We start from the raw sequence: 23180 nt of genomic DNA, 5'->3' as shown, positions 1-23180 counted from the left end.
TGCGGCGCCTCTCGGCTTGCCCGGTGGCGCTACAGCACCGCGCCGGGGTTGAGCACGCCGTTGGGGTCGAGCGCCGCCTTGACCGTGCGCATCAGGTCGAGCTCGACCGGGTCCTTGACGCCCGGCAGCAAGGCGCGTTTCAGCCGGCCGATGCCGTGCTCGGCCGAGATCGAGCCCTTGAGTTCGGTGACGATGGCGTGGACAGCGGCGTTCATCGCGTCCCAGCCGGCGAGATAGGCGGCCTTGTCGGCGCCGACCGGCTGGCTGACGTTGAAATGGATGTTGCCGTCGCCGAGATGGCCGAAGGGCACCGGCCGGCAGCCTGGCACCAGCTCCTCGACCCTGGCGATGGCGCGCCTCAGGAATTCCGGGGCCGCGTGCAGCGGCACCGAGACGTCGTGCTTGATCGAGCCGCCCTCATGAGTCTGCACCTCTGAGAGCATCTCGCGCAGCTTCCAGAGATCGGCGCGCTGGCCGAGCGAGCCGGCGAGCACCGCATCGGTGACCAGCCCCTCCTCCATCGCCTCGCCAAGGAAGTTCTCGACCGCTTCGGAGAGGCCGGTCTCGGCCTGGGCGGAGACCTCCATCAGCACATACCAGGGCGAGGGCTCCGAAAGCGGATCGCGGGCTCCATCGGCATGGCGTACGACGAAGTCGAGCCCGATGCGCGGCATCAGCTCGAAGGTGGTGAGCGTGCCGCCGGCGCTGGCCTTGGCCTTGTTCAGGAGCGCCAAAGCCGCCTCAGGATCGGGAACGGCGAGGAAGGCGGTGGCGCGCGCCGCCGGCAGCGGGAAGAGCTTCAGCACCGCGGCGGTGATGATGCCGAGCGTGCCTTCCGAGCCGATGAAGAGGTTCTTCAGATCGTAGCCGGTGTTGTCCTTGCGCAGCTGGCGCAGGCCGTTCCAGACACGGCCATCGGGCAGCACGACCTCGAGCCCGAGGCAGAGTTCGCGAGCATTGCCATAGGCGATCACCGCCGTGCCGCCGGCATTGGCCGAGAGATTGCCGCCGACCGTGCAGGAGCCTTCCGAGGCGAGCGAAAGCGGGAAGAGCCGCCCGGCAGCCTCGGCCGCCTCCTGCGCCTTCTGCAGGATGACGCCGGCCTCGACGGTCATGGTGTCGCCGGCGGCATCGACCGCGCGCACCTTGTCGAGCCGCTGCAGCGACAGGATGATCTCGCGGCCTTCCGCGACCGGGACCTGGCCACCGACCATGCCGGTGTTGCCGCCTTGCGGGACGATCGTCGCGCCGGTCTCGCTCGCCCATTTCATCAGGGCAGAAACCTCGGCGACCGAGCCCGGCCGCACCACCGCCTGCGCCTTGCCCTTGAACAGGCCGCGCGGCTCCTTGAGGTAGGGCACCATCGCATCGGCGTCGGTGATGACATTCTTCGCGCCGACGATGCCGGCCAGAGCTTCGGTAACGGACGCGCTCATCCTGCCTCCGGAGACGTGATCACTTGCGGCCGGCAGCCTTGCGGAAGACGCCGACGAGTTCGATGTGAGCGGAATAACGGAACTGGTCGACCGGCGTCACGCGTTCCAGCGCATAGCCGCCTGCGACCAAAAGCGCCGCGTCGCGCGCGAAGCTGCCGACATCGCAGGAGACATAGGCGACCACAGGCACTTTCGATCCCGCAAGCCGCCTGACCTGCGCCTCCGCGCCGGCGCGGGGCGGATCGAGCACGACGGCGTCGAAGGCGGCGAGTTCATGCTCGAGCAGCGGCCGGCGGAAGAGGTCGCGGGTTTCGGCGGCGATCGGCTTCAGCCCCTGTGCCCGGCTGGCGGCGCGCTGCAGAGCCTGCACCGCCGTCTTGTCGCTCTCGAAGGCGGTGACGTGGCAACGCTCGGCGAGGCGGAAGCTGAACGGCCCACATCCGGCGAAGAGATCGGCGACACGCTTCGCCTTGGGCAGCGCCGCGAGCACGAGTTCGGCCAGGATCTCCTCGCCGCGCGCCGTTGCCTGGAGGAAGCCGCCGGGGCCGGGCGTGACCGCGGCCTTGCCCATGACATGGAAGGGCGCGCGCCGCTCGACGACGATGTCGCCATGCATGGAGAGCCGTGCCAGATCGAGCCGTTCGGCGGCCTCGGTCAGCGTCCGACGCAGCGCATTGCCGGCCGGGCCATGGCCGCGGATATCGACGTCGAGCCCGGCTTCGGAAGCGGTGATCTGCAGATCGAGCGGCTTGTTCGAGCCGCCGAGACGATTGGCGAGGAGCTGAGCAACGGTTGGCGCCCGTGCCAAGCCGGGCGCCAGCACCGGGCAGGCGTCAACGGCGATCAGATCATGGCTGCGTGCCGCCATGAAGCCGATGCGCATGCCGCCCTCCTCACGACGGGCATGGAAGGTGACGCGCCGGCGCCCGGTACCATGGGCATCGCGCGGCGGCTCCACGGTTACGCCCGTGCCGACCCGCCCGAGCGCCGTCACGACCTGCTGGCGCTTCCATTCGGCATAGAGTCCCTCCCCCATATGCTGGGCGACGCAGCCGCCGCAGCGGGTGAAGAGCGGGCAGATCGCCGCGATGCGCGAGGCGGACGGCGTCAGGATCTCGACGACTTGCGCCCGCTCGCCGTCCCGCACGGCGCGGACGCCCTCGCCCGGCAGCGCGAAGGGCACGAAGACCTGGCCGTCCGCCGTCTCGGCCACGCCGTCGCCGCGCTGGCCAAGCCGCGCGATCGTCAGGGTTTCATTCATGGCAAGAGCAGACATGCGCATCCGGGCAGGGTTGAGGAAGAGGCGTGGCCTATCAGTTCCTGCGCCGGGAGGGAAATCATCATCTTTTTTCGCTGAGATTTGGAAGAACTATCCCGTGAACTGGCAGGCGAACCGATTATGTTGGCGACCTGCTGCGCCCGGCCGGGATCGGACCGGTGGCAGGCCAAAGAGGAAGTGGTCATGACTATCCGCAACGGCGTCGTCGAGGCGATCGGCAACACCCCCTTGATCCGGCTGAAGCGCGCCTCGCAGGAAACCGGCTGCGAGATTCTCGGCAAGGCCGAGTTCATGAATCCCGGCCAGTCGGTCAAGGACCGTGCCGCGCTCGCGATCATCCGCGATGCCGAGAAGCGCGGTGCCCTCCGGCCCGGCGGCGTCATCGTCGAGGGCACGGCCGGCAATACCGGCATCGGGCTCGCTCTGGTCGGCAATGCGCTCGGCTATCGCTCGGTGATCGTCATCCCGGAGACGCAGAGCCAGGAAAAGAAGGACATGCTGCGGCTTGCCGGCGCGACGCTCGTCGAGGTCCCGGCCGTCGGCTACGTCAATCCGAACAATTATGTGAAGGTCTCCGGCCGCCTCGCCGAGGAACTGGCCAAGACCGACCCCAATGGCGCGATCTGGGCCAACCAGTTCGACAATGTCGCCAACCGGCAGGGCCATATCGAGACGACCGGGCCCGAGATCTGGCAACAGACCGACGGCAAGGTCGACGGCTTCATCTGCGCGGTCGGCACGGGCGGCACGCTCGCCGGCGTCGCCATGGCGCTGAAGGGGTTCAACCCGAAGGTCCGGATCGGCCTCGCCGACCCGATGGGCGCGGCGCTCTATTCCTACTACAAGATCGGCGAGCTGAAGGCCGAAGGCTCCTCGATCACCGAAGGCATCGGCCAGGGCCGGATCACCAAGAACATCGAGAACGCGCCGATCGACGTCGCCTTCCAGATCCCGGACGAGGAGGCGATCCCGCTCTGCTTCCAGCTGCTGGAGGAAGAGGGCCTCTGCCTCGGCGGCTCCTCGGGCATCAACGTCGCCGGCGCGATCCGGCTGGCGAAGGAGCTCGGCCCCGGCCACACCATCGTGACCATCCTCTGCGATTACGGCACGCGCTATCAGTCGAAGCTGTTCAATCCGGAATTCCTGCGCTCGAAGAACCTGCCGGTGCCGGGCTGGCTCGAACGCAATGGCGGGCTGAAGGACGTGATGGCCAAGGTGTTGGCCTAAGCCTCATGCTGCTCGACCGGCGGACGCTCGCAGGCATCGCCGAGGGCAGCATCACCCGGGTGCTGCGGCGCTGGCGCAGGCTGAGCGTCCGCAGCGGTGGCAGCCTGACGACGGCTGCCGGGGTTCTGGCGATCGAGGCGGTCGAGCCGATCTCGGAAGCCGAGATCGACGATGCGGAGGCGAAAGCCGCCGGCTTCGCCTCACGCGATGCCGCGCTGGCGAGCCTCGCCGGCCGCGAGGGTGATCTCTACCGCATCCGCCTGCACCTTGCGGGTCCCGATCCGCGGCTTGCCCTGCGCGAAGCCTCCGAGCTCGGTGATGAAGAGGTCGGCGTGCTCGCAGCACGCCTTGGCCGGCTCGATGCCCGCCGCGCCTGGACTGTCGCCACGCTCGCCCTGATCGCCGCCCATCCCGGCCGCCGCGCGCCGGAACTCGCCGCCCTCATCGGCCGCGAGACGCTCGCCTTCAAGCAGGACGTCCGCAAGCTCAAGACGCTCGGGCTGACCGAGAGCCTCGAAGTGGGTTACCGGCTGTCGCCGCGCGGCGAGGCGCTGCTTTCGAAGCTCCCGCCGCGCTGAGATGTCACCCAGCCGGTGCAGCACCGCCTCAGGCGGTCTGCGCCTCGGCCTCGATCGCGTCGATGTCGCCGGCGCGGTCGTACTGCGCCTGATCGAGCATGCCCTGACGCTTGGCGACGATGGTCGGCACCAGCGCCTGGCCGGCGACGTTCACCGCGGTACGGCCCATGTCGAGGATCGGGTCGATCGCGAGCAGCAGCCCGACACCAGCGAGCGGCAGGCCGAGCGTCGAGAGCGTCAGCGTCAACATCACCGTCGCGCCGGTCAGGCCCGCGGTCGCCGCCGAGCCGATCACCGAGACGAAGACGATCAGCACGTATTCCTGCAGGCCGAGCGGCAGCCCGTAGAACTGCGCGACGAAGATCGCCGAGATCGCCGGGTAGATCGCGGCGCAGCCATCCATCTTGGTGGTCGCGCCAAGCGGCACGGCGAAGGCGGCGTATTCCCGGGGCACGCCGAGGCTCTTCTCGGTCACGGTCTCGGTCACCGGCAAGGTGCCGACCGAGGAGCGCGAGACGAAGGCGAGCTGGATCGCCGGCCATGCACCCGCAAAGAAGCGCATCGGCGAGAGACCGTGCAGCAGGAGCAGGACGGGATAGACGATCAGCAGCACGATGGCGAGGCCGAGATAGATCGCGAAGGCGTACCAGGAGAGCTGCTGCAGGGTCTGCCAGCCATATTGCGCGACGGCATTGCCGAGCAGGCCGACCGTGCCGATCGGCGTCAGCCGGATCACCCACCACAGGATCTTGCGGACGATGGCCAGCAGCGACTCGTTGAAGGACAGGAAGCTGTTGGCGCGCTCGCCGACCTTCAGCGCCGCGACGCCGACAACGATCGAGATCACCAGCAATTGCAGCACGTTGAAGCCGAGGCGCGTCGTCGCCGCGCCGCCGTCGACGCGGGTCGTCGCCTGCAGGCCGAGCATGTTGGCGGGCACGAGCCCCTTCAGGAAATCGAGCCAGGAGCCGACCGTCGCGGGCGCCTTGGCGCTAGCCGCGGCGACCCCCGAATTAAGGCCGGGCTGGATGATCAGGCCGAGCGCGATGCCGATCAGCACCGCGATGAAGGCGGTGACGGCGAACCAGAGCAGCGTCTGCCAGACCAGAGCGGCCGCGTTGGAAAGCTGCCTGAGATTGCTGATCGAGGCGACGATCGCCGTGAAGATCAGCGGCGGTACCAGCGCCTGCAGCAGCTGCACGAAGATCGAGCCGGTGGTCTGGAGCGCGACCGTCAGCCCGTTCGGCTGGCCGGCAGCGTCGGGCCCGATATTGCGCGCGACCCAGCCGAGCAAGAGCCCGACCACCATGGCCGCCACAACCTGGAAGCCGAAGCTGGAATAGAACGGCTTTGTGCCGGCGCTCTTCACGCCGGCTGGGGACGTCATCGTTGTCATGGCAGGAACTCGTCAATCGCCGCCGTGCGGCTCCATTTATACGCCAGGATATAATGCGCCGCAGCAGATAAGGCGAAGGAGCAGATTTCTGTTTTGCGCGCAGCCGGCGACAGGATCATTCTGCGCTATCTCGATTCCGGGCGAGTTTCATCCCTTCACCGGCAGGAGAACGCGGGGCAGGCGTGCGCCGCCGGGCCTGCCGCCCGCAGGACAGCGCTGCTAACCAGCCGGCGCTTTCAATGAACCGCACCGGCATGCCGGACAAAAGCTGCGGTCAACGCCTGGAGAGAACATCGATGAAGAGACGCCAATTCCTCGCAGCTGGCGCGACTGCGGCGGTCGCCGCCCCGATCGCGAGCCCCGCTATCGCGCAATCGGCGCCTTCGGTCCGCTGGCGGCTGGTCTCGGCCTTCCCGAAGTCCCTCGACACGCTCTATGGCGGCTCGGTCGAGCTGGCCCGCCGGGTCAGCGAGGCCACGGACGGGCAGTTCCAGATCCAGCCCTTCGCGGCCGGCGAGATCGTCCCCGGCGGCGCGGCGGTGATCGACGCGACGTCCAAGAACACCGTCGAATGCTGCCATACCTGCAGCTATTACGGCATCGGCATCGATCCTACCTTCGCTTTCGGCACCTGCGTCCCATTCGGCCCCAATGCCCGCCAGACCAATGCCTGGCTGACGGTCGGCGGCGGCAACGACGTGCTCAACGAGTTCTACGCCAAGCATAATCTCTACGCGCTGCCGGCCGGCAACACCGGCGTGCAGATGGGCGGCTGGTTCCGCAAGGAGATCAACACGGTCGAGGACCTGAAGGGCATCAAGTTCCGCGTCGGCGGGCTCGCCGGCAATGTCCTGCTCAAGCTCGGCGTCGTGCCGCAGCAGATCGGCGGCGGCGACCTCTACTCCTCGCTGGAGCGCGGCACCATCGATGCGGCCGAGTGGACCGGCCCTTATGACGACGAGAAGCTCGGCCTCTACCGTGTGGCGAAGTACTATTACTACCCCGGCTGGTGGGACCAGGGCACGGTGATCTCGATGATGATCAACCGCGCGAAATGGGATGAGCTGCCGGCCCGCTACAAGGCCGTGCTCAGCGATGCCTGCGCCGCCACCAACCAGTGGATGCAGGCCAAGTACGACCATGAGAACCCGATCGCGCTGAAGCGCGTGGTCGCCGCGGGCGCGATCCTGCGCCCGTTCTCGCCGGCGATCATGGAAGCCAGCTTCAAGGCGACCCAGCAGACCTATGACGAGATCAACGCGTCAAACCCGACGTTCAAGAAGATCCTCGGTGAGGTGATGGCCTACCGCGATGCCACCTCGCTGTGGTGGCAGGTCAGCGAGCTACCCTACGACATCAACATCGCCAACCTGATCCGGCGCGCCCGGTAAGGCCTGAAGGGGGAGCCTGGCGCTCCCCTTTTTTTGTCGACGTTCCAGCCCTGAACGCTTCCCGCCTGTTCGAGAATTCGAGCCCTCATCCTGAGGAGCTGCGCAGCAGCGTCTCGAAGGATGCTCGAGTCGGTTCCCGCGCCTCCCGAAGCCTCCTTCGAGACGCAGCCTTTGGCTGCTCCTCAGGATGAGGCCGGGCAATCTCGAAGCGGCGCTCAGCGCAGCGGCCAGACCCAGAGGATCAGCGGCACGGTCAGCAGGATGACCAGCAGCGAGAGCGGCGCGCCGAGCCTGGCATAGTCGCCGAAACGGTAGCCGCCCGGGCCCATCACCAGCGTGTTGCACTGATGGCCGATCGGGGTGAGGAAATCGCAGGCCGCGCCGATCGCCACCGCCATCAGGAAGGCGTCGGGATTGTAGCCGAGCGTCTTGGCGAAGCCGGCGCCGATCGGCGCCATGACCAGAACCGTCGCGGCATTGTTGAGGAATGGCGTCACCGCCATGGCCGCGACCAGGATCAGCCCAACCGCGCCCCAACCCGGGAGCCCCGCGCCTGCCTGTGCCAGCCAGCCGGCCAGAAGATCGCTGGTGCCGGTGGTGCGCAGGCTGTCGCTGACCGGGATCAGCGCCGCGAGCATGACGAGGATCGGCGCCTCGACCGAAGCATAGGCATCGCGCAGCGAGAGCGCCCGCAGCGCCAGCAGCAGGACCGCGGCCGAGAAGAAGGCGATCGCGACCGGCACCAGACCGAGCGCCACCACCGCGACCGTGCCGGCGACGATCGCGCCGGTGATCAGGCGCCTGCGGGCGCTGCCTAGCGACAGGCTGCGTGCCGCCAGCGGCAGCAGGCCGAGTTCGCGCAGCCGCTCCGGCAGGAGTTTTTCATCGCCCTGCAGCAGCACCACGTCGCCATCGGCGAGCCGGATATCGCGCAGCCGCTCGGTGAAGCGCTCGCCGGCGCGGCTGATGCCGAGCAGGTTGACCTGGAAGCGGGCGTGGAGGTCGAGCTCGGCCGCGGTCGCACCCGCCAGCAGCGAGCCTTGCGTCACCACGGCTTCGCCGGTGCGGGCGGGATCGAGCGAGCCTTCGGTCTCGGTCGGACGGTTCTGGCCGACGAGCTCGAGCTTGCCTTCGGCGACGACGCGCTCCAGCGCCTTGGCTTCGCCGCGCAGCAGCACGATGTCGCCTGCCTTCAAGCTGGCATCGGGGAGCGGCGCCTGCCGGCGCTTGCCGCCGCGCAGGATCGCCACGACCTCGACCTCGCCGTTGGCGGGCTTGCGCAGATCGGCGATCGTCCGGCCGGAAAGCGGCGCGCTGGCGGGAATTCTCGCCTCTGTGACGTAATCCTTGATGTCGAGTGCCTGGTCGAGCGAGGCCGAGCCCTGCCGGTCCTTCGGCAGTAGTCGATAGCCGAAGCCGAGGAAGAGGCAGCCGAAGAAGGCGACGCCGATGCCCACCGGCGTGAAGTCGAACATCGCGAAGGGCTCGCCGCCGAGCTCCTCGCGCACCCGCGAGACGATGACGTTGGGCGAGGTGCCGACCAGGGTGACGATGCCGCCGAGCAGCGAGGCAAAGGCCATCGGCATCAGGAAGACCGAGGGCGATTTCCCGTCCTTGCGCGCGAGCTGATAGGCGATCGGCAGCATCATCGCGAGCGCGCCGATGTTCTTGATGATCGCGGACATCACCGCGACCGTGAAGACCAGCGCCATGACCTGGGTCTGGGTCGTGCGCAAGGCGGGGGCAATGCGCGAGATCGCGCTCTCGACCAGCCCGGAGCGTGCCACCGCGGCGCTGACGATCAGCGCGCTGGCGACGATGATGACGATGTCGTCGGAAAAGCCCTTGAAGGCGTCCTTCGGCTGGACGACGCCCAGCACGACGCCCGCGAGCAGCGCCAGCAGCGCGACGATGTCATAGCGCAGCTTGCCCCAGACGAAGGCGGCCATCATCGCGGCGACGAGCGAGCAGGAGAGAATCTGCGGCAGGGTCATCCGCGCCTTCTTAGCGGGCGCGGGCGGTGGATGCGAAGCCGAAAAGCGAACCCGCCCCGGAGGGTCAGGGGCTCAAAGCCACTTTTTCCAGCGGAAGAAGAAATAGGGCAGAATCGCTGCGACGACCATGATCCCGAGCGACATCGGATAGCCGAAATCCCATTTCAACTCCGGCATCTTCTCGAAATTCATGCCGTAGATCGAGGCGACGAGCGTCGGCGGCATGAAGACCACCGCGACGACCGAGAACAGCTTGATGATCTTGTTCTGCTCGATGCTGACCAGGCCGAGTGTCGCGTTCAGCATGAACTGCAGCTTGTTCGACAAGAAGGTCGCGTGTTCCTCGATCGCCTGGACGTCGCGGATCGCAGAGCGCCATTCCGGGGTGAAGCCGCTCACCGCCTTCTTGGTGCGCTTGAAGTTGGCCGAGAGGTAGAGCAGCACGCGCTCGACCGAGACCATGCTCTCGCGGACATTCGAGATGATGTGCTCGTATTGGCCGATGCGGCGCACCACCGCCTGATAGGCCCGCCCCTGCTCGACATTGGCGCTGTTGCCGTCGAAGATCTGGCGCGAGCGCATGTCGATGCGGTCGCCGACGCCGCGCAACACCTCGGCCGCCCGGTCGGTGATGGCGTCGATCAGCCCTTCGATGACCCCGGCGGGTTCGAGACTGCAGCCGCCCGGCTTGCCGACGCGGTTGAGGAAGATGTTGAACGCGCCCGGCTGGTCATAACGCACCGTGACCAGCGCCTGCTCGGTCAGGATGAAGGTAACGTCGGCGAGCCGCGGGACATTGGTCTCGGACTGGCAGATCACCCGCATGGTCATGTAGTGCGCGCCGCTCTCGGCATAGATGATCTCGGACGGCTCGAGATCGTGCATCTCCTCCCGCGTCGGGATCGAGATGCCGAGATGCTGCTCGACCTTGGCGTCCTCGGGCGATGTCGGGTTGTGCAGATCGATCCAGATCGCCCCGGCGGGAATCGGCTCGTCGGGTCCCAGGGTCTGGTGGACGAGACGGTCGCCCCGCGTCAGGCAGATTCCATGGATCAGCAGCATGGGCGGTCTTTCCGGAAACGCGGGCGCCGGAGCGCCGACCTTGGCGGCACCAACTCCAAACCTCCGACGGTGTCAAACCGATGACGCGTTCCCGGGGGAATCCCAAGCCGCAATTCTGCCCGGACGGGCGCCGGGCGCGGCTGCGCGTTTAGCATAAAATAAATCGCGAAATGGGAAACCGCTGAGATCAACCGCCCCTCACGAGTTCTCCATGCTCAGCGCCGCACGAAACCTCAGCATCAAGACCATGCTCCTGACCGTCCTCGGTCTGGCCAGTGCGGCAATCGTAACGCTCGCGACTCAGTCGCTCTGGCAAGCCTGGACGCGGCACAACACGGCCGTCGAGGTCTCTGCGCTCGCCGACCTGAACACGGCCTATTTCACAGCGCTCCAGAATCTGCGCTTCGAGCGCGGCAACGGCTCGAGCGCGATGACGATGCCGACCGACAAGAATGGCGGGATGATCGAGGACGTGCTGACGCGGCGCAAGCGGCTCGACGATGCCATCGCCACGGCGCAGGCGATCGTCCGGAAGAACGGCTATGACGTCGCGACGAACGTATCGCGCGAGATCGATAGCCATGTCGCCGCGCTCAAGCCGTTGAGGGCCCGGATCGACGCCAACTGGAAGTTGCCGCTGGAAGCACGGGAGAAGGAACTGGTCGGAGCCAGCATGGCCCAGACCGGCAAGTTCCTGGCGGCGCTCGAGGCCGCGTCGACGACGCTCGAGGAACGCATCCTCGCGCTCGACGCCGGCTTCGCCAACCTCACTTCGATCCGCTCGATGGCCTGGGCCGCGCGCTCGCTCAGCGGATCCTCGACGATCCTCCTCAACGACGCCATCGCCCAGGGCCGGCCGCTGGACGCCAAGGAGAGCAATGCCCTCGTCGTCAACGACGCGCGCCTGCAGTTCGCCTGGGGGGCGGTGAAGCAGCTCATCGGCCAGGCGACCGCTCCCCAGCCCCTGAAGGATGCGTTGGCGACGGCCGAGGAGACCTATTTCGGCGGCCCCTTCAAGGCGGTCCGGGCCGGTCTGGTCGCCGATGTTACGGGCGGGCGCAAGCCGTCGATCAATCCCGATCAATGGCGCGACCAGATCGTCGCGGCCTCCGAGACCGTCGGCGCCGTGGCGAGCCGCGCCATCGACGTCCTGTCGGACGCCGCCGATGCGAAGGCGGACGCCGCGATGCGCTCGCTCCTCATGTACGGGCTGGTCCTGCTGGCGGCGCTCGCGCTCGCGCTCTTCGGACTCTGGCTGGTGCAGAGCCGGGTCACGCGTCCGATCACATCATTGACCGCCGCGATGAAGCGGCTGGCACAGGGCGACTTCTCGGCCGAGATCATCGACAGCGGCCGCAATGACGAGATCGGGGGCATGGCTGCCGCGGTCCGGGTGTTCAAGGAGAACGGCTTGCGCGTCCAGGCCCTAGAGGCCCAGGAGCGCGCCGCCGCAGCCGAACGGGCTGCACGGACGGAATCCATGATCGCCGTGGTCAACGATGTCGGCACCGTCGTCGCAGCGGCGGCAGCGGGCGATTTCAGCGCGCGCCTGCGCCTGGAGAGCGCCGACGCGCAGATGCAGCAGCTGGTCGACGGGATCAACCAGATCAACGCCGTGGTCGACGGCGCGACCACCGAGTTCGCCGACATTCTGGCATCGGTTTCGCAGGGCGACCTAACCCGCAGGATCGCGACCAGCTATCAGGGCCGCTTCGCCGAGCTGAAGCACTCGGTCAACGAAACGGTCGCACGGCTCTCGGACACGATCGGCGGCATCCAGGCGACGACGTCCCAGGTCTCGGCCTCGGCGCGTGAGATCAAGGCGGGCGCCGACGATCTCGCCAAGCGCACCGAGGAACAGGCTGCCTCGCTGGAGGAGACTGCGGCGACGACCGAGGAGCTCGCGGCCTCCGTCAAGGCGAGCGCCGGCTCCTCGAAGGTCGCAGCGTCGGCCTCCGACGAGGCCATGGACGTCGCCCAGCAGGGCGGCATGATCGTGCAGGACGCCGTCGCGGCCATGGAGCGGATCGAGGCCGCCTCCCGCAAGATCACCGACATCACCTCTGTGATCGACGGCATCGCCTTCCAGACCAATCTCCTGGCGCTGAACGCCGCGGTGGAAGCCGCCCGCGCTGGCGATGCCGGCAAGGGCTTTGCCGTCGTCGCCTCCGAGGTCCGTACGCTGGCCCAGCGCTCGGGCGAGGCCTCGAAGGACATCACGACCCTGATCCAGTCCTCCACCACGGAGATCGAGGAAGGGGTGAGGCTGGTCCGGTCGGCCGGGGCGGCGCTGGACAAGATCGTCTCGGCCTCGCGGCAGGTCGCCACGACGGTCGTCGAGATCTCGGCGGCTGCGGGCGAGCAGGCCAACGGCATCGAGGAGATGAGCCAGACCGTCGCGCATATGGACGAGATGACTCAAGCGAACGCAGCGCTGGCCGAAGAGAGCGCCGCCTCCGCCGCCTCGCTCGCCGACCAGATCCACAGCCTCGACCAGCTCGTCGCGGCCTTCCGCATCAGCGGCGGGGATGTCAGGGCGAGCAGCGAGCCCGAGCGCCTGCGCAACCTCGCAGCCGCGGCCATGTCCGAAACCCGCTCCGCCCCGCGCGCACCGGCTCGGCGCACCCAGCCTTCCGCGGAGCAGCGCGCGCCGATGCCCGCCCGCAAGGTCGCCAACGGCGGAGCGCGGGACCTCGAGTGGGAAGAGTTCTGAGCCCGGCTGGGTTCAGATCCCGCCCTTCACGCCCTGCGGCGGCTTGCTGTCGGCCGGGACGAAGAAATCCGGCATCAGCGGCACCGACGGATCGACGCGGTAGGGCGTGAAATCTGTCACGCCCTCGCCGGCCATGAAGCTGTCGTCGATCAGGAAGTTGCCGGAGAATTCGCGCGCGGGCTTGTTGAAGACCATCCAGGCGGCCTCGCCCAGCATGTCGGGGGTACGGCTCGCCTGCACCATCTTGTCGCCGCCGAGCAGATTCTTGACCGCCGCGGTCGCGACCGTGGTGCGCGGCCAGAGCGCGTTGACGGCAATGCCCTTTGGCGCGAGCTCGCCGGCAAGCCCGAGAACGCACAGGCTCATGCCGTATTTCGCCATGCTGTAGGCGAGATGCGGAGCGAACCAGCGCATGCTCATGTCGAGCGGCGGCGACAGCATCAGGATGTGCGGGTTCTCAGCCTTCGCCAGATGCGGGATCGCGTATTTCGAGACCATGAAGGTGCCGCGCGTATTGATCTGGTGCATCAGATCGAAGCGCTTCATCTCGGTCATCTGCGTATTGGTCAGCGAGATCGCGCTGGCATTGTTCACGAGGATGTCGATGCCACCGAAGGTCTCGGCCGTCTTCGCGATCGCCGCGACCACCGCCTCCTCCTCGCGGATATCGACCATCAGGGGCAGGCATTTGCCGCCGGCCGCCTCGATTTCGGCAGCCGCCGTATAGATCGTGCCTTCGAGCTTGGGATGCGGCTCGGCCGTCTTGGCGGCGATGGTGACGTTGGCGCCGTCGCGCGCCGCCCGTAGCGCGATGGCGAGGCCGATGCCGCGCGATCCGCCGGTGATGAAAAGCGTCTTGCCCTTGAGCGACATGGTGGTTTCCTCCAGCCTTATGATTGCAGAGTGAAGCGTTCCGGCTGCCTGCCGTCCGCATCGGTGAAGCCGTAAAGGCGTGCGAGATCAGCGACGTGCAGCATCTGCCCGGCATGGCGCATGACATCAGGATCGGCAGCCAGCGCGACAACCGCGCGACCGGCATAGAGCGGCGTCTCGGTCGCCTGCTCGGCAAGTCCGGCATCGCGGACGCGCTCGGTGAGCACATGGCCGGGCGACAGCCCGAGCGCGGTGATGCCGAATGGCTTGAGCTCCTGCGCCATGGCGAAGCTCAGCCGGTTCATCGCGGTCTTGCCGAGATCGTAGAAGACATCGCCGAGATAGTCGCCAGCGGTGTCGAAGCTCACCGTGACGATCAGCCCCTGGCGCATCTGCGCCATCGCCGGAGCCACGGCGCGAGCGAGCAGCAATTGCGCATAGACACCGCTCTCGAAGCTCTCGCCGAGCCTGGCGACCGGGCGGCGCCAGAACGGCGTGCCGAAGGCCGAACCGTCGGGATAGCGCTCGCCATCATAGCCCTCGTTGCCGCCCCAGACCGCGTCGACGACGCAGTCGAGCCGGCCGAAGCGGCGCAAGCACCAGGCGACGAGCTGGTCGACCTCGCGCTCATTGGTGTGGTCGCAGCGATAGGGCTGGCCCTTGCCGCCTGCCGCCTCGACCTCGCGGGCCGTGTCCTCGAAGGTCTCTAGCCGCTGGTCGGTCCGCGGCCCTGCCTCGCTGGAGCGCCCGGTGCAGATCACCGTGGCGCCGGCCTGTCCGAGTGCTCTGGCAATGCCGCGCCCGAGCCCGCGCGAGGCGCCAGCGACGAGGCAGATCTTGCTCGCAAGGGGAGCCGCGGTCACCGCACCTGCTCCATCACTTCGGAGCAGACCGCAGGCTTATGCTCGGAAGCCATGAGCACCGGCCATTCCGTCATGGTCGGGCTTGTCTCGACCATCCACGCCTTCACTTGTCGCATGCGGTGTTCAAGACGTGGATGCTCGCCACGAGGGCGAGCATGACGGGCGCCACTGCGTGGCGCTCCGAAATGACCGCGTGGTTTCGCGCCAAACCGAAATCCTCTAGAAGCCCCCTCCCCCGAACGACGAGGTGAGCCATGGACGCGAGCGAAGTTGCCGCCTGCTGGGAGGCCAATGCCGAAACCTGGACCCGCCATGCGCGGGCCGGCTACGACCTTTACCGGGACGCCCAGAACACCCCGGCCTTCTTCGCCAACCTGCCCGATATCGCCGGCCTCGACGGGCTCGACGTCGGCTGCGGCGAGGGCTCGAACACGCGCAAGCTGGCTGAGGCCGGCGCCCGCATGACCGGGATCGACATCGCGCCGACCTTCATTCGCCACGCGCAGGAGGCGGAGGCCGAGGCACCTATCGGCATAACTTACCGGCTCGCCGACGGCATGGCCCTGCCCTTCGCTGATGGCAGCTTCGACTTCGCCACCGCCTTCATGTCGCTGATGGATATGCCGCATCAGGACAAGGTTCTGGCCGAGACGATGCGTGTGCTGAAGCCCGGCGGCTTCCTGCAGTTCTCGATCCTGCATCCCTGCTTCGCGACCCCGCACCGCAAGGTCGTGCGCGACGAGAACCGCAAGGTCCTCGCCATCGAGGTCCGCGACTATTTCCGGCCCACCGACGGCGAGATCGAGAGCTGGCGCTTCGGCGCCACGCCCGAGCACGAGAAGGCCAGCGTCGAGCCGTTCAGGGTGCCGCGCTTCCACCGCACGCTGAGCGACTGGGTGAACGTGATTGTCGCGACGGGCCTTGCCATCGAGATGATGCACGAGCCCTCGGTCGATGCCGAGACGGCGCGCGCCCTGCCCTATCTCGACGACACGCTCGTCGCGCCGCTGTTCCTGCACATGCGCGTCCGCAAGGCGGCCCCGGCCATCTAGCGGGGCGCGCGCCTGCGTCACGCCGCGAAGACCGCCGCCGAATCCGCCACCGCCCCGGCGCCCTCGGTCACCGCGAGCTCCAGCCCCGGCGCCTCGGCGACGTTGTGCTCTGCGAAGAAGCGGGCCGTCGCCAGTGCAGCCGCACCGGTCTCCTCGCCGCGCAGCCCGAGCGCCTTCCTGGCGAGGCCGGTGCCGCCCTGGGCCAGCGCGAAGAGCTTGAGATAAGGCGTCGCGCCGGCGAGCGCGCTCGCCTGGTCGTTGCCCATCGTCTGGAGCATCCACTGCGTCGCACGCTCGAGCGAGTCGACGGCGGCCCCGAGCCGCGCCGCCGTGTGGCCGAAGCCCGGCGTGTTGGCCTCGCGCACCTGCTCGACCACGCCGCGCATCTCGCCGATCAGCGCCTTGACCGCCTCGCCATTGGAAAGGGGCAGCTTGCGCAGCACGAGGTCGATCGCCTGGATGCCGTTGGTGCCTTCGTAGATCGTGGCGATCCGGGCATCGCGCAGATGCTGGGCGGCGCCGGTCTCCTCGACATACCCCATGCCGCCATGGATCTGGACGCCGGTCGAGGCGACCTCGACGCCGATATTGGTGGCGTAGGCCTTGGCGACCGGTGTGATGATCGCGGCGCGCTCGGCAGCAGCCTTGCGCTTGGCTTCGTCGGCCTCGCGATGCGAACGGTCGAGCGTCGCGGCCAGCAGCAGCGAAAGCGTGCGCGCCGCCTGCGTCTTGGCGCGCATCTCCATCAGCATGCGGCGGATATCGGGATGGACGATGATCGGGCTCATCGGCGCACCCTTGGGCGCATCGAGCGCCGTGCCCTGCTTGCGCTCATGGGCGAAGGCGAGCGCCTGCTGATAGGCGCGCTCGGCGATGGCGACGCCCTGCACGGCGACGTTGAGGCGGGCATTGTTCATCATCGTGAACATGCAGGCGAGGCCACGGTTCTCCTCGCCGATCAGCCAGCCGATCGCGCCGCCATTGTCGCCGTAGCTCATCGCGCAGGTCGGCGAGGCGTGGATGCCGAGCTTGTGCTCGACACCGGTGCAACGGACATCATTGCGCTCGCCGAGCGAGCCATCGGCATTGACCAGGTATTTCGGCACGAGGAAGAGCGAGATGCCGCGCGTCCCGGCCGGTGCGTCCGGCAGGCGGGCGAGGACGAGGTGGACGATGTTGTCCGTCATCTCGTGCTCGCCATAGGTGATGAAGATCTTCTGGCCGGTGATGCGATAGGTGCCGTCACCGACGCGCTCCGCCTTGCAGCGCAAGGCGTTGAGATCCGAACCGGCCTGCGGCTCGGTCAGGTTCATCGTGCCCATCCACTCGCCGGAGACGAGCTTGGCGAGATAGGTCTCCTTGAGATGCTCGGAGCCATGGGCATGCACCGCCTCGATCGCGCCGACAGTGAGCAACGGGCCGAGCGCGAAGGCGAAGGCGGCCGAATTCCACATTTCGGTGCAGGCGGACTGCACCAGCGTCGGCAGGCCCTGGCCGCCATAGGCCTCCGGCCCCGGCAAAGCGTTCCAGCCGCCCTGGGCCCAGGCATGGTAGGCTTCCTTCCAGCCTGGCGGGGTGGTGACGACACCGTCCTTCAGGGTCGAGCCGTGCTTGTCGCCGACCACATTCAACGGCGCGAGGACATCGCCGGCGAATTTCGCGGCTTCCTCGAGCACTGCCTCGGTGAGACCGTCCTCCAGCTCGGGCGCGAGGCCATCGGCCAGCAGGGCGTCAAGCCCGGCGACATGGCGCATGGTGGCCAGGATATCCTCGACCGGAGCACGATACGACATGAGCCTCTCCTCCACGCCGACCGACTCCGCGGGGCGATTTTTGCAGCGTTGCGTTTGACGGCGATGTTAGCGGCGAACTATGCCCTCCGCCAACGCGCAAGCCGGTGCGTCCCTGCGCAGACGATCCGGCATTGTTATAGTTCACATATAAACATTCAAGAGCGATCGTGACCGAACTCCGCCAGACGCAGCGCCTTCAGGCCGACGTGGCCGGTATCGCCGAGGCGGCACGGCTGCTTCGCGCCGGCAAGCTGGTCGCCCTGCCGACCGAGACGGTCTACGGCCTCGCCGCCGACGCGACCGACGGCCGCGCCGTCGCGTCGATCTATGGGGCCAAGGAGCGGCCGAGCTTCAACCCGCTGATCTCGCACCTGCCCGATACCGCAGCAGCGAGGCGCGAGGGCCTGTTCGACGCCTCGGCACTCGCGCTGGCAAAAGCGTTCTGGCCGGGGCCGCTGACCCTGATCGTGCCGGTTTCCCCGGACTGCACAGTCAGTGACCTCGCCCGCGCCGGGCTCGGCTCGGTGGCGCTCAGGGTGCCTTCGCACCCGGTCGCGCATGCGGTCCTTGCCGCAGCCGGCCGGCCGATTGCCGCCCCTTCGGCCAACCGCTCCGGGCGGGTGAGCCCGACCCTGCCGGACCACGTGCTGGTCGACCTCGATGGTCGCATCGACGCCGTGCTCGAAGCCGGCCCGACCGAGATCGGCCTGGAATCGAGCATCGTCGCCTGCCTCGGCGGCGCACCGAAGCTGCTGCGCCCCGGCGGCGTGCCGCGCGCGGCATTGGAAGCGGCGATCGGGCGGGAACTCGTCATTGCCGATGCGGCGCAGGGCGCCGCGCCGATCTCACCCGGTCTGCTGGCCTCGCATTATGCGCCGGACGCCGCCGTCAGGCTGGACGCGTCAGCGCCGCTGCCGGGTGAGGCCTGGCTCGGCTTCGGGCCGGAACCGGAAGGCCACGCCCTGCCGCCACTCTCGCTCAATCTCAGCCCAAAGGGCGACCTGAGCGAAGCGGCCGCCAATCTCTTCGCCGCCCTGCGCCAGCTCGACGAAGCCGGCGCGACCACGATCGCCGTCGCCCCCGTTCCGATGCAGGGGCTCGGCGAAGCCATCAACAACCGTCTCGGCCGGGCCGCCGCTCCGCGCTGACCCGACAGCGGCGCGCGCGATCCGCCAGCCTCGCCGAGCCCAGCTTGCAATCGCGCAAGATTTCGCGATGCTGCCCGGACCGTTCCGGGGACCCCCGACCACGATGCCGAAGCTAGCCTGGGACGATTTCCGCCTGATCAAGGCGATAGCCGATGCCGGCGGGCTGACCGGGGCTGCGGTCGCCCTCGAAGTCAACCATTCGACCGTGTTCCGGCGCCTCGGCCAGATCGAGGATCAGCTCGGCCACGCGCTCTTCGAGCGCCGCAAGACCGGCTATGTCCCGACCTCGGCCGGCGAGGAGATGGCGGCGCTGGCCTCGCGCATCGACGACGACGTCACCGCCTTCGGCCGGCGCCTCGCCGGGCGTGACCTTGCCCCTTCCGGCGAAGTCCGGGTGACGACGACAGACACGCTCTATCTGCACATGCTGTTGCCGATCTTCGCGGCGTTCCGCGCCGCCCATCCGCTGATTCGGCTCGACGTCGTTATCGCCAGCCAGACCCTCAACCTGTCGCGCCGCGACGCCGACGTCGCGATCCGAGCCAGCGACTCGCCCGGCGAGACGCTGATCGGGCGCCGGCTCGCCGATCTGAACTGGGCCGTCTACGCCCGCGCCGACGCACCCGCCACCGCGGCCGAGCAGGCCGACCCTAGTGCCCTGTTCCGGCGCGTCTGGGTCACGCTCGGAGACCATCTCGGCTATGTGAAGGCGGCCCGCTACGTCCGCGACCATGTCGAGCCGGAACGCATCGCGCTGCGCTCCTCCGCCGTCCTCGGGCTGACCGAAGCGGTCGAGCAAGGCATCGGCATCGGCCCCCTGCCCTGCTTCATCGCCGACCAGCGGCCCGGGCTGGTGCGGCTGCTGCCGCCGCGCCCCGAATTCACCACCGGGCTATGGATCCTGACCCATCCCGACATCCGCCATGCACCACGGGTCCGGGCCTTCATGGATTTCTGCGGCAGCGAACTCGCAAAGCGCCGCGCGCTGCTGGAAGGCACGGCCTGACGCAGGCGTCTTACCGGCGCACCTACAAGGACATGCGCGTCGACGCGCGCCATCGCGGCCAGCACATCCCTTCCCAGCAAGCAGGTGTCCGCGAGCTGCCTCCCAGGCAGACTAGCGGCAACAGCCCTCCACTTCACGCATTGCCACGCGATCAAAACCTGTATACCGGTATTCCAGTATTCAGGAATGCGAGATGCCCAGACCTTCACGCGCCACGCGCGCCCCGCAATTGCCGGCCTTCGCGATCGACCGCACGCTGCGGGCGCCCGAGCAGGTCTATCGCGGGCTGCGCGAGGCGATCGTCTCGCTCGCCATCGCGCCCGGCACCGCCCTTTCCGAGGGAGACGTCGCCGAAGCCTGCTCGATCAGCCGCACCCCGGTACGGGAGGCGTTCGCCCGGCTCAGTGAAGAGCAGTTGCTCGACGTCTTCCCCAATCTCGGCACCTTCGTTTCGCTGATCGACCCGCAGGCCATTGCCGAGGCGATCACCATCCGCCGCCTGCTCGAGGGCGAGGCGGCGGCGCGGGCCGCGGCGAAGGCCGACCCCGAGCTGCTGCGCGAGATGTCCGAGATCCTCGCCCGGCATGCGCAGGCGGTGGCGGCCGGTGACGCAGCACGGGCCTATGCTTGCGACGAGGCGTTTCACCACGCCCTGTTCGTCACGCAGAAGCTCAGCCAGATGTGGCAGAGCGTCAGCCGGGCACGAACCCATCTCCAGCGCGTCCACCATCTCAGGATCGCGGAACGCGGCGCGCTCGGCGATGCGCTGGAGCAGCACCGCCTCGTCCTCGCCGGCATCGAAGCCGGTACGCCGGAAGCCGCCCGCTCAGCGATGGCGGCGCATATCGACGCGCATGGCCGCTTCCTCAGCCGCATCGCCGACCGCAAGCACCCGTACATCCGAGCCGAATGACAACCGAGCAGCCATCGCTGGGCATCACCATCATGCCCGATTTCGCCCAGTCAGAGGGCGTCGACGCCGTTCTGGAGAACATCGTCGAGCGCCTGGGCTGCACCGTGCTCTGCACCACGCCCTCGGTGGCGGAACGCTGCCCGGAAGGAACAGGCGTGCGCGAGCCGCCGGCCGACGCCGGCGCAGGCCTTGGCCGCACGCTCGATCGCCCGCTGTGGGGCGACAAGGCACTGTGGATGAAAACCGCGACGAGCTTCCGGCCGAATCCGGCGCTCTATCGCGACAGCCCCTACCCGCCGCCACTGCCGGATGAGCTGACCGATCGCCAGGGCGGTACCGTCGCCAGCCTGCTCGCCGGGGCAACGCGCGCCGGCATGGAAGTGCAACTCCAGCTCATGGCCGCCGCCCCGCCCGGCCTGCGCGTGCAGTGCCGCGACGACGACAGCGCCGAGGAGCAGCCGCTGACGATCTTCGGCCGGCCGGTCCCCGGCCGCGTCGACGCCAATCTCAGCCTCGCCAGCCAGGGGCTGCGCCGCTACATGCGCGCCCTCGTCACCGACCTCTTGGCGAACTACCCAAACTGCGACGCGCTGCGCTTCGACTGGCCGGAATATCCGCCCTATGCGCTCGACAGCCTGCTCTTCGATTTTTGTCCCGCCGCGGTGAAGCGCGGCCAGGAACTCGGCCATGATGTCGAGGCGGTCCGCGCACGGGCAATCGAGGGACTACGCGAACTCTCAGCGCGCTTCGCCGCCGCTCCGGACGCCGTCGACCTCGGCGCGCTTCTCGCTGGCGGCACCTGGGCCGCAGACCTCATCGCCTATCGTGCCGCGATCGTCGGCGACTATGTCAGGGAGCTGACTGCGATCGTCCGGGAGGTCTCGGGCGGGCGCGTCGGGGTCGTGATGCAGGCCTTCCCGCCGCCGCTGAACCGGCTTTCCGGCTTCGACTTCGTCGGCCTCGACGGCGTCGCCGACGAGGTCGCGGTCAAGCACTACACGATGCACTGGCCGATGATCGAACGCAGCTATGTCGAACGGCTGGCGCAGCTCACCGGCGCCGACCCCGACCGCGTCTTCGCAAGCGTCCATCGCTGGTTCGACCTCAATGGCAACGCGCCGACGCACGAGGCATTGCGCTATCCCGAACCCGAGGAGGCGCATCCGGCCGACGATGCCGGCCTGCGCCGGAGCGTCGCAACCGCCGCCGCAGAGCTGCGCCAGTCCCGCTTCTCGACCATCGTCCACGGCTACGGACCGCCCGACGATGTCGAGCGCCGCTTCCGCGCCGTGCTCGAAAGCCCGTGCCGCCACCTGCACATCAACCGCTACGGCTACCTGTCGGACGAGAAGATCGCCCGGCTCGGCGCCATCTGGCGGGCCGGAAGCTAGCACCGATCCAGCGCCCCCGAGACGAGGGGCCACGTCAAGGGAGGGAGAAAACCATGTGGTCGTTCAAATCAGGGCTGGCCGCCGCGCTCGTCCTCGCCTCGACGCTTGCCGTCGCCGCACAGGAAACCTATCCGACGCGGCCGGTGCGGATGATCGTGCCCTTCGCAGCCGGCGGCGCCTCGGACATGATCGCAAGGCTCGTCGCCGAGCGGCTGCAGGCGCGCTGGGGCCAGGGCGTCGTCATCGAAAACATGGGGGGTGGCGGCAGCAATATCGGCGTCGCGGCGCTCGCCCGCGCGACGCCTGACGGCTACACGATCGGCCTGATCAATGCGAGCAGCCACGGCCTCAACAAGGCGCTTTACAAGGAGCGGCTGCCCTTCGATCCCGAACGCGATTTCGCGCCGATCTCGCAGCTCGCGATCACGCCGAACGTGCTGGTGGTGAACCCGGAGAAGGTGCCGGCCAAGACCGTGCCGGAGTTCATCGCGCTGCTGAAGCAGAATCCGAACAAGTTCAATTTCGGCTCGTCGGGCATCGGCACCTCGCTGCATGTCGGCATGGAGCTGTTCCAGCAGGAGACCGGCACCAAGCTCGCCCATGTCCCCTATCGCGGCTCCGGGCCGATGATGGTCGATCTGCTCTCGGGGCAGATCGAGGTCGCGCTCGACGGCGCCGCCGTCGCCTGGCCCTATGTCGAGGCCGGCAAGCTCAGGGCGCTCGCCATCTCGATCCCGAAGCGCGCCGAATTCGCGCCCGACCTGCCGGCGCTGAGCGAATTCCTGCCCGGCTTCGACGTCACCGCCTGGCACGGCCTCGCCGCCCCGGCCAAGACGCCGCCGGCGATCGTCGAGAAGATCTCGCGTGACGTGCGGGAGATCCTCGCGACGCCGGAGGTGCGCGAGAAGCTCGCCGCGGCGAAGATCATCGCGCTCGGCATGACGCCGCAGGAGTTCAAGGCCTTCCTCGACGGCGAACTGAAGAAATGGGCGCCGGTGATCGAGAAGGCCAACATCAAGCTGGATTGAGAGCGCAGCCGGTGGCGGGACACCCCGCCGCCGCTAG

General features: G+C 68.2%; 19 protein-coding genes. 10 read left to right on the top strand and 9 right to left on the bottom strand.

Translation table 11 applies throughout. The features are described from left to right. Positions 1 to 29: 29 nt before the first annotated feature. Together AC1REK_RS03355 and AC1REK_RS03350 are read right to left on the bottom strand one after the other, a co-directional pair. A complete protein-coding gene (locus AC1REK_RS03355; protein ID WP_492267192.1) occupies positions 30 to 1436 on the bottom strand; it encodes an FAD-binding oxidoreductase in 1407 nt (468 codons plus the stop codon). A 19-nt stretch (positions 1437 to 1455) separates the two neighbouring features. Next, positions 1456 to 2712 carry a class I SAM-dependent RNA methyltransferase gene (locus AC1REK_RS03350; protein WP_492267193.1) on the bottom strand — a complete coding sequence of 419 codons (1257 nt, stop codon included), beginning with the start codon at positions 2710 to 2712 and terminating at the stop codon, positions 1456 to 1458. A gap of 186 nt (positions 2713 to 2898) precedes the next feature. Between AC1REK_RS03350 and AC1REK_RS03345 the strand changes: the two genes are divergently transcribed. Further along, the gene (locus AC1REK_RS03345) at positions 2899 to 3942 is read left to right on the top strand and encodes a cysteine synthase A (RefSeq protein ID WP_492267194.1); all 1044 of its coding nucleotides are present in this window, start codon (positions 2899 to 2901) and stop codon (positions 3940 to 3942) included. Positions 3943 to 3947: 5 nt separating this feature from the next. After that, positions 3948 to 4520 (top strand): ASCH domain-containing protein, encoded by a 573-nt coding sequence (locus tag AC1REK_RS03340; RefSeq protein ID WP_492267195.1) that lies wholly within the window; start codon positions 3948 to 3950, stop codon positions 4518 to 4520. Between the two features lie 28 nt (positions 4521 to 4548). On the opposite strand, the gene AC1REK_RS03335 is transcribed toward AC1REK_RS03340, so the two are convergent. Together AC1REK_RS03335 and AC1REK_RS03330 are read right to left on the bottom strand one after the other, a co-directional pair. Next, a complete protein-coding gene (locus tag AC1REK_RS03335) occupies positions 4549 to 5916 on the bottom strand; it encodes a dicarboxylate/amino acid:cation symporter (protein WP_492267196.1) in 1368 nt (455 codons plus the stop codon). Beyond that, the gene (locus AC1REK_RS03330; RefSeq protein WP_492267197.1) at positions 5913 to 6035 is read right to left on the bottom strand and encodes a hypothetical protein; all 123 of its coding nucleotides are present in this window, start codon (positions 6033 to 6035) and stop codon (positions 5913 to 5915) included. The genes AC1REK_RS03335 and AC1REK_RS03330 overlap by 4 nt, the downstream gene beginning before the upstream one ends. Before the next feature lie 177 nt (positions 6036 to 6212). On the opposite strand from AC1REK_RS03330, the gene AC1REK_RS03325 reads away from it, so the two are divergent. Further along, on the top strand, positions 6213 to 7307 hold the full coding sequence (locus AC1REK_RS03325; RefSeq protein WP_492267198.1) for a TRAP transporter substrate-binding protein: 1095 nt from the start codon (positions 6213 to 6215) through the stop codon (positions 7305 to 7307). Positions 7308 to 7522: 215 nt separating this feature from the next. Here AC1REK_RS03325 and AC1REK_RS03320 read toward each other — a convergent pair whose 3' ends face one another. Continuing rightward, the gene (locus tag AC1REK_RS03320) at positions 7523 to 9301 is read right to left on the bottom strand and encodes an SLC13 family permease (RefSeq protein ID WP_492267199.1); all 1779 of its coding nucleotides are present in this window, start codon (positions 9299 to 9301) and stop codon (positions 7523 to 7525) included. Positions 9302 to 9373: 72 nt separating this feature from the next. Continuing rightward, positions 9374 to 10363: a magnesium transporter CorA family protein gene (locus AC1REK_RS03315; protein ID WP_327522390.1), complete on the bottom strand. Its 990-nt coding sequence runs from the start codon at positions 10361 to 10363 to the stop codon at positions 9374 to 9376. 211 nt (positions 10364 to 10574) lie between these two features. Here AC1REK_RS03315 and AC1REK_RS03310 point away from each other — a divergent pair, with 211 nt between their 5' ends. Beyond that, on the top strand, positions 10575 to 13076 hold the full coding sequence (locus tag AC1REK_RS03310) for a methyl-accepting chemotaxis protein (protein WP_492267200.1): 2502 nt from the start codon (positions 10575 to 10577) through the stop codon (positions 13074 to 13076). A 12-nt stretch (positions 13077 to 13088) separates the two neighbouring features. On the opposite strand, the gene AC1REK_RS03305 is transcribed toward AC1REK_RS03310, so the two are convergent. Beyond that, on the bottom strand, positions 13089 to 13949 hold the full coding sequence (locus tag AC1REK_RS03305) for an SDR family oxidoreductase (protein WP_492267201.1): 861 nt from the start codon (positions 13947 to 13949) through the stop codon (positions 13089 to 13091). Between the two features lie 17 nt (positions 13950 to 13966). Beyond that, positions 13967 to 14812 carry an SDR family NAD(P)-dependent oxidoreductase gene (locus tag AC1REK_RS03300; protein ID WP_492267202.1) on the bottom strand — a complete coding sequence of 282 codons (846 nt, stop codon included), beginning with the start codon at positions 14810 to 14812 and terminating at the stop codon, positions 13967 to 13969. Between the two features lie 254 nt (positions 14813 to 15066). Between AC1REK_RS03300 and AC1REK_RS03295 the strand changes: the two genes are divergently transcribed. Beyond that, positions 15067 to 15864, top strand: coding sequence for a class I SAM-dependent methyltransferase (locus tag AC1REK_RS03295; protein ID WP_492267203.1), 798 nt, complete (start codon positions 15067 to 15069; stop codon positions 15862 to 15864). Positions 15865 to 15881: 17 nt separating this feature from the next. On the opposite strand, the gene AC1REK_RS03290 is transcribed toward AC1REK_RS03295, so the two are convergent. Next, entirely contained in the window at positions 15882 to 17657 is a 1776-nt protein-coding gene (locus AC1REK_RS03290; protein WP_492267204.1) for an acyl-CoA dehydrogenase family protein, read from the bottom strand. Positions 17658 to 17824: 167 nt separating this feature from the next. Here AC1REK_RS03290 and AC1REK_RS03285 point away from each other — a divergent pair, with 167 nt between their 5' ends. From AC1REK_RS03285 to AC1REK_RS03265, 5 genes are all read left to right on the top strand, one after another. Then, positions 17825 to 18805, top strand: a complete 981-nt coding sequence (locus AC1REK_RS03285; protein ID WP_492267205.1) for an L-threonylcarbamoyladenylate synthase — start codon at positions 17825 to 17827, stop codon at positions 18803 to 18805. A 103-nt stretch (positions 18806 to 18908) separates the two neighbouring features. Further along, positions 18909 to 19811, top strand: coding sequence for a LysR family transcriptional regulator (locus AC1REK_RS03280; protein ID WP_316017308.1), 903 nt, complete (start codon positions 18909 to 18911; stop codon positions 19809 to 19811). Positions 19812 to 20004: 193 nt separating this feature from the next. Further along, positions 20005 to 20724 (top strand): GntR family transcriptional regulator, encoded by a 720-nt coding sequence (locus AC1REK_RS03275; RefSeq protein WP_492267206.1) that lies wholly within the window; start codon positions 20005 to 20007, stop codon positions 20722 to 20724. Then, on the top strand, positions 20721 to 22115 hold the full coding sequence (locus AC1REK_RS03270; RefSeq protein WP_492267207.1) for a hypothetical protein: 1395 nt from the start codon (positions 20721 to 20723) through the stop codon (positions 22113 to 22115). Before AC1REK_RS03275 ends, AC1REK_RS03270 begins: the two co-directional genes overlap by 4 nt. A gap of 53 nt (positions 22116 to 22168) precedes the next feature. After that, a complete protein-coding gene (locus tag AC1REK_RS03265) occupies positions 22169 to 23143 on the top strand; it encodes a Bug family tripartite tricarboxylate transporter substrate binding protein (RefSeq protein WP_492267208.1) in 975 nt (324 codons plus the stop codon). Positions 23144 to 23180 lie beyond the last annotated feature (37 nt).

The organism is Allobosea sp. GW823-FHT02B03, assembly GCF_058797755.1.
Note: the sequence above shows the minus strand (reverse complement) of the source record. Positions and strands in the feature narration are given on the sequence as shown.

What these genes read in the sequence shown, in the direction of transcription:
- AC1REK_RS03355 (WP_492267192.1), bottom strand. Translation starts at nt 1,436, where the DNA reads ATGAGCGCGTCCGTTACCGAAGCTCTGGCCGGCATCGTCGGCGCGAAG.
- AC1REK_RS03350 (WP_492267193.1), bottom strand. Translation starts at nt 2,712, where the DNA reads ATGTCTGCTCTTGCCATGAATGAAACCCTGACGATCGCGCGGCTTGGC.
- AC1REK_RS03345 (WP_492267194.1), top strand. Translation starts at nt 2,899, where the DNA reads ATGACTATCCGCAACGGCGTCGTCGAGGCGATCGGCAACACCCCCTTG.
- AC1REK_RS03340 (WP_492267195.1), top strand. Translation starts at nt 3,948, where the DNA reads ATGCTGCTCGACCGGCGGACGCTCGCAGGCATCGCCGAGGGCAGCATC.
- AC1REK_RS03335 (WP_492267196.1), bottom strand. Translation starts at nt 5,916, where the DNA reads ATGACAACGATGACGTCCCCAGCCGGCGTGAAGAGCGCCGGCACAAAG.
- AC1REK_RS03330 (WP_492267197.1), bottom strand. Translation starts at nt 6,035, where the DNA reads ATGATCCTGTCGCCGGCTGCGCGCAAAACAGAAATCTGCTCCTTCGCC.
- AC1REK_RS03325 (WP_492267198.1), top strand. Translation starts at nt 6,213, where the DNA reads ATGAAGAGACGCCAATTCCTCGCAGCTGGCGCGACTGCGGCGGTCGCC.
- AC1REK_RS03320 (WP_492267199.1), bottom strand. Translation starts at nt 9,301, where the DNA reads ATGACCCTGCCGCAGATTCTCTCCTGCTCGCTCGTCGCCGCGATGATG.
- AC1REK_RS03315 (WP_327522390.1), bottom strand. Translation starts at nt 10,363, where the DNA reads ATGCTGCTGATCCATGGAATCTGCCTGACGCGGGGCGACCGTCTCGTC.
- AC1REK_RS03310 (WP_492267200.1), top strand. Translation starts at nt 10,575, where the DNA reads ATGCTCAGCGCCGCACGAAACCTCAGCATCAAGACCATGCTCCTGACC.
- AC1REK_RS03305 (WP_492267201.1), bottom strand. Translation starts at nt 13,949, where the DNA reads ATGTCGCTCAAGGGCAAGACGCTTTTCATCACCGGCGGATCGCGCGGC.
- AC1REK_RS03295 (WP_492267203.1), top strand. Translation starts at nt 15,067, where the DNA reads ATGGACGCGAGCGAAGTTGCCGCCTGCTGGGAGGCCAATGCCGAAACC.
- AC1REK_RS03290 (WP_492267204.1), bottom strand. Translation starts at nt 17,657, where the DNA reads ATGTCGTATCGTGCTCCGGTCGAGGATATCCTGGCCACCATGCGCCAT.
- AC1REK_RS03280 (WP_316017308.1), top strand. Translation starts at nt 18,909, where the DNA reads ATGCCGAAGCTAGCCTGGGACGATTTCCGCCTGATCAAGGCGATAGCC.
- AC1REK_RS03275 (WP_492267206.1), top strand. Translation starts at nt 20,005, where the DNA reads ATGCCCAGACCTTCACGCGCCACGCGCGCCCCGCAATTGCCGGCCTTC.
- AC1REK_RS03270 (WP_492267207.1), top strand. Translation starts at nt 20,721, where the DNA reads ATGACAACCGAGCAGCCATCGCTGGGCATCACCATCATGCCCGATTTC.
- AC1REK_RS03265 (WP_492267208.1), top strand. Translation starts at nt 22,169, where the DNA reads ATGTGGTCGTTCAAATCAGGGCTGGCCGCCGCGCTCGTCCTCGCCTCG.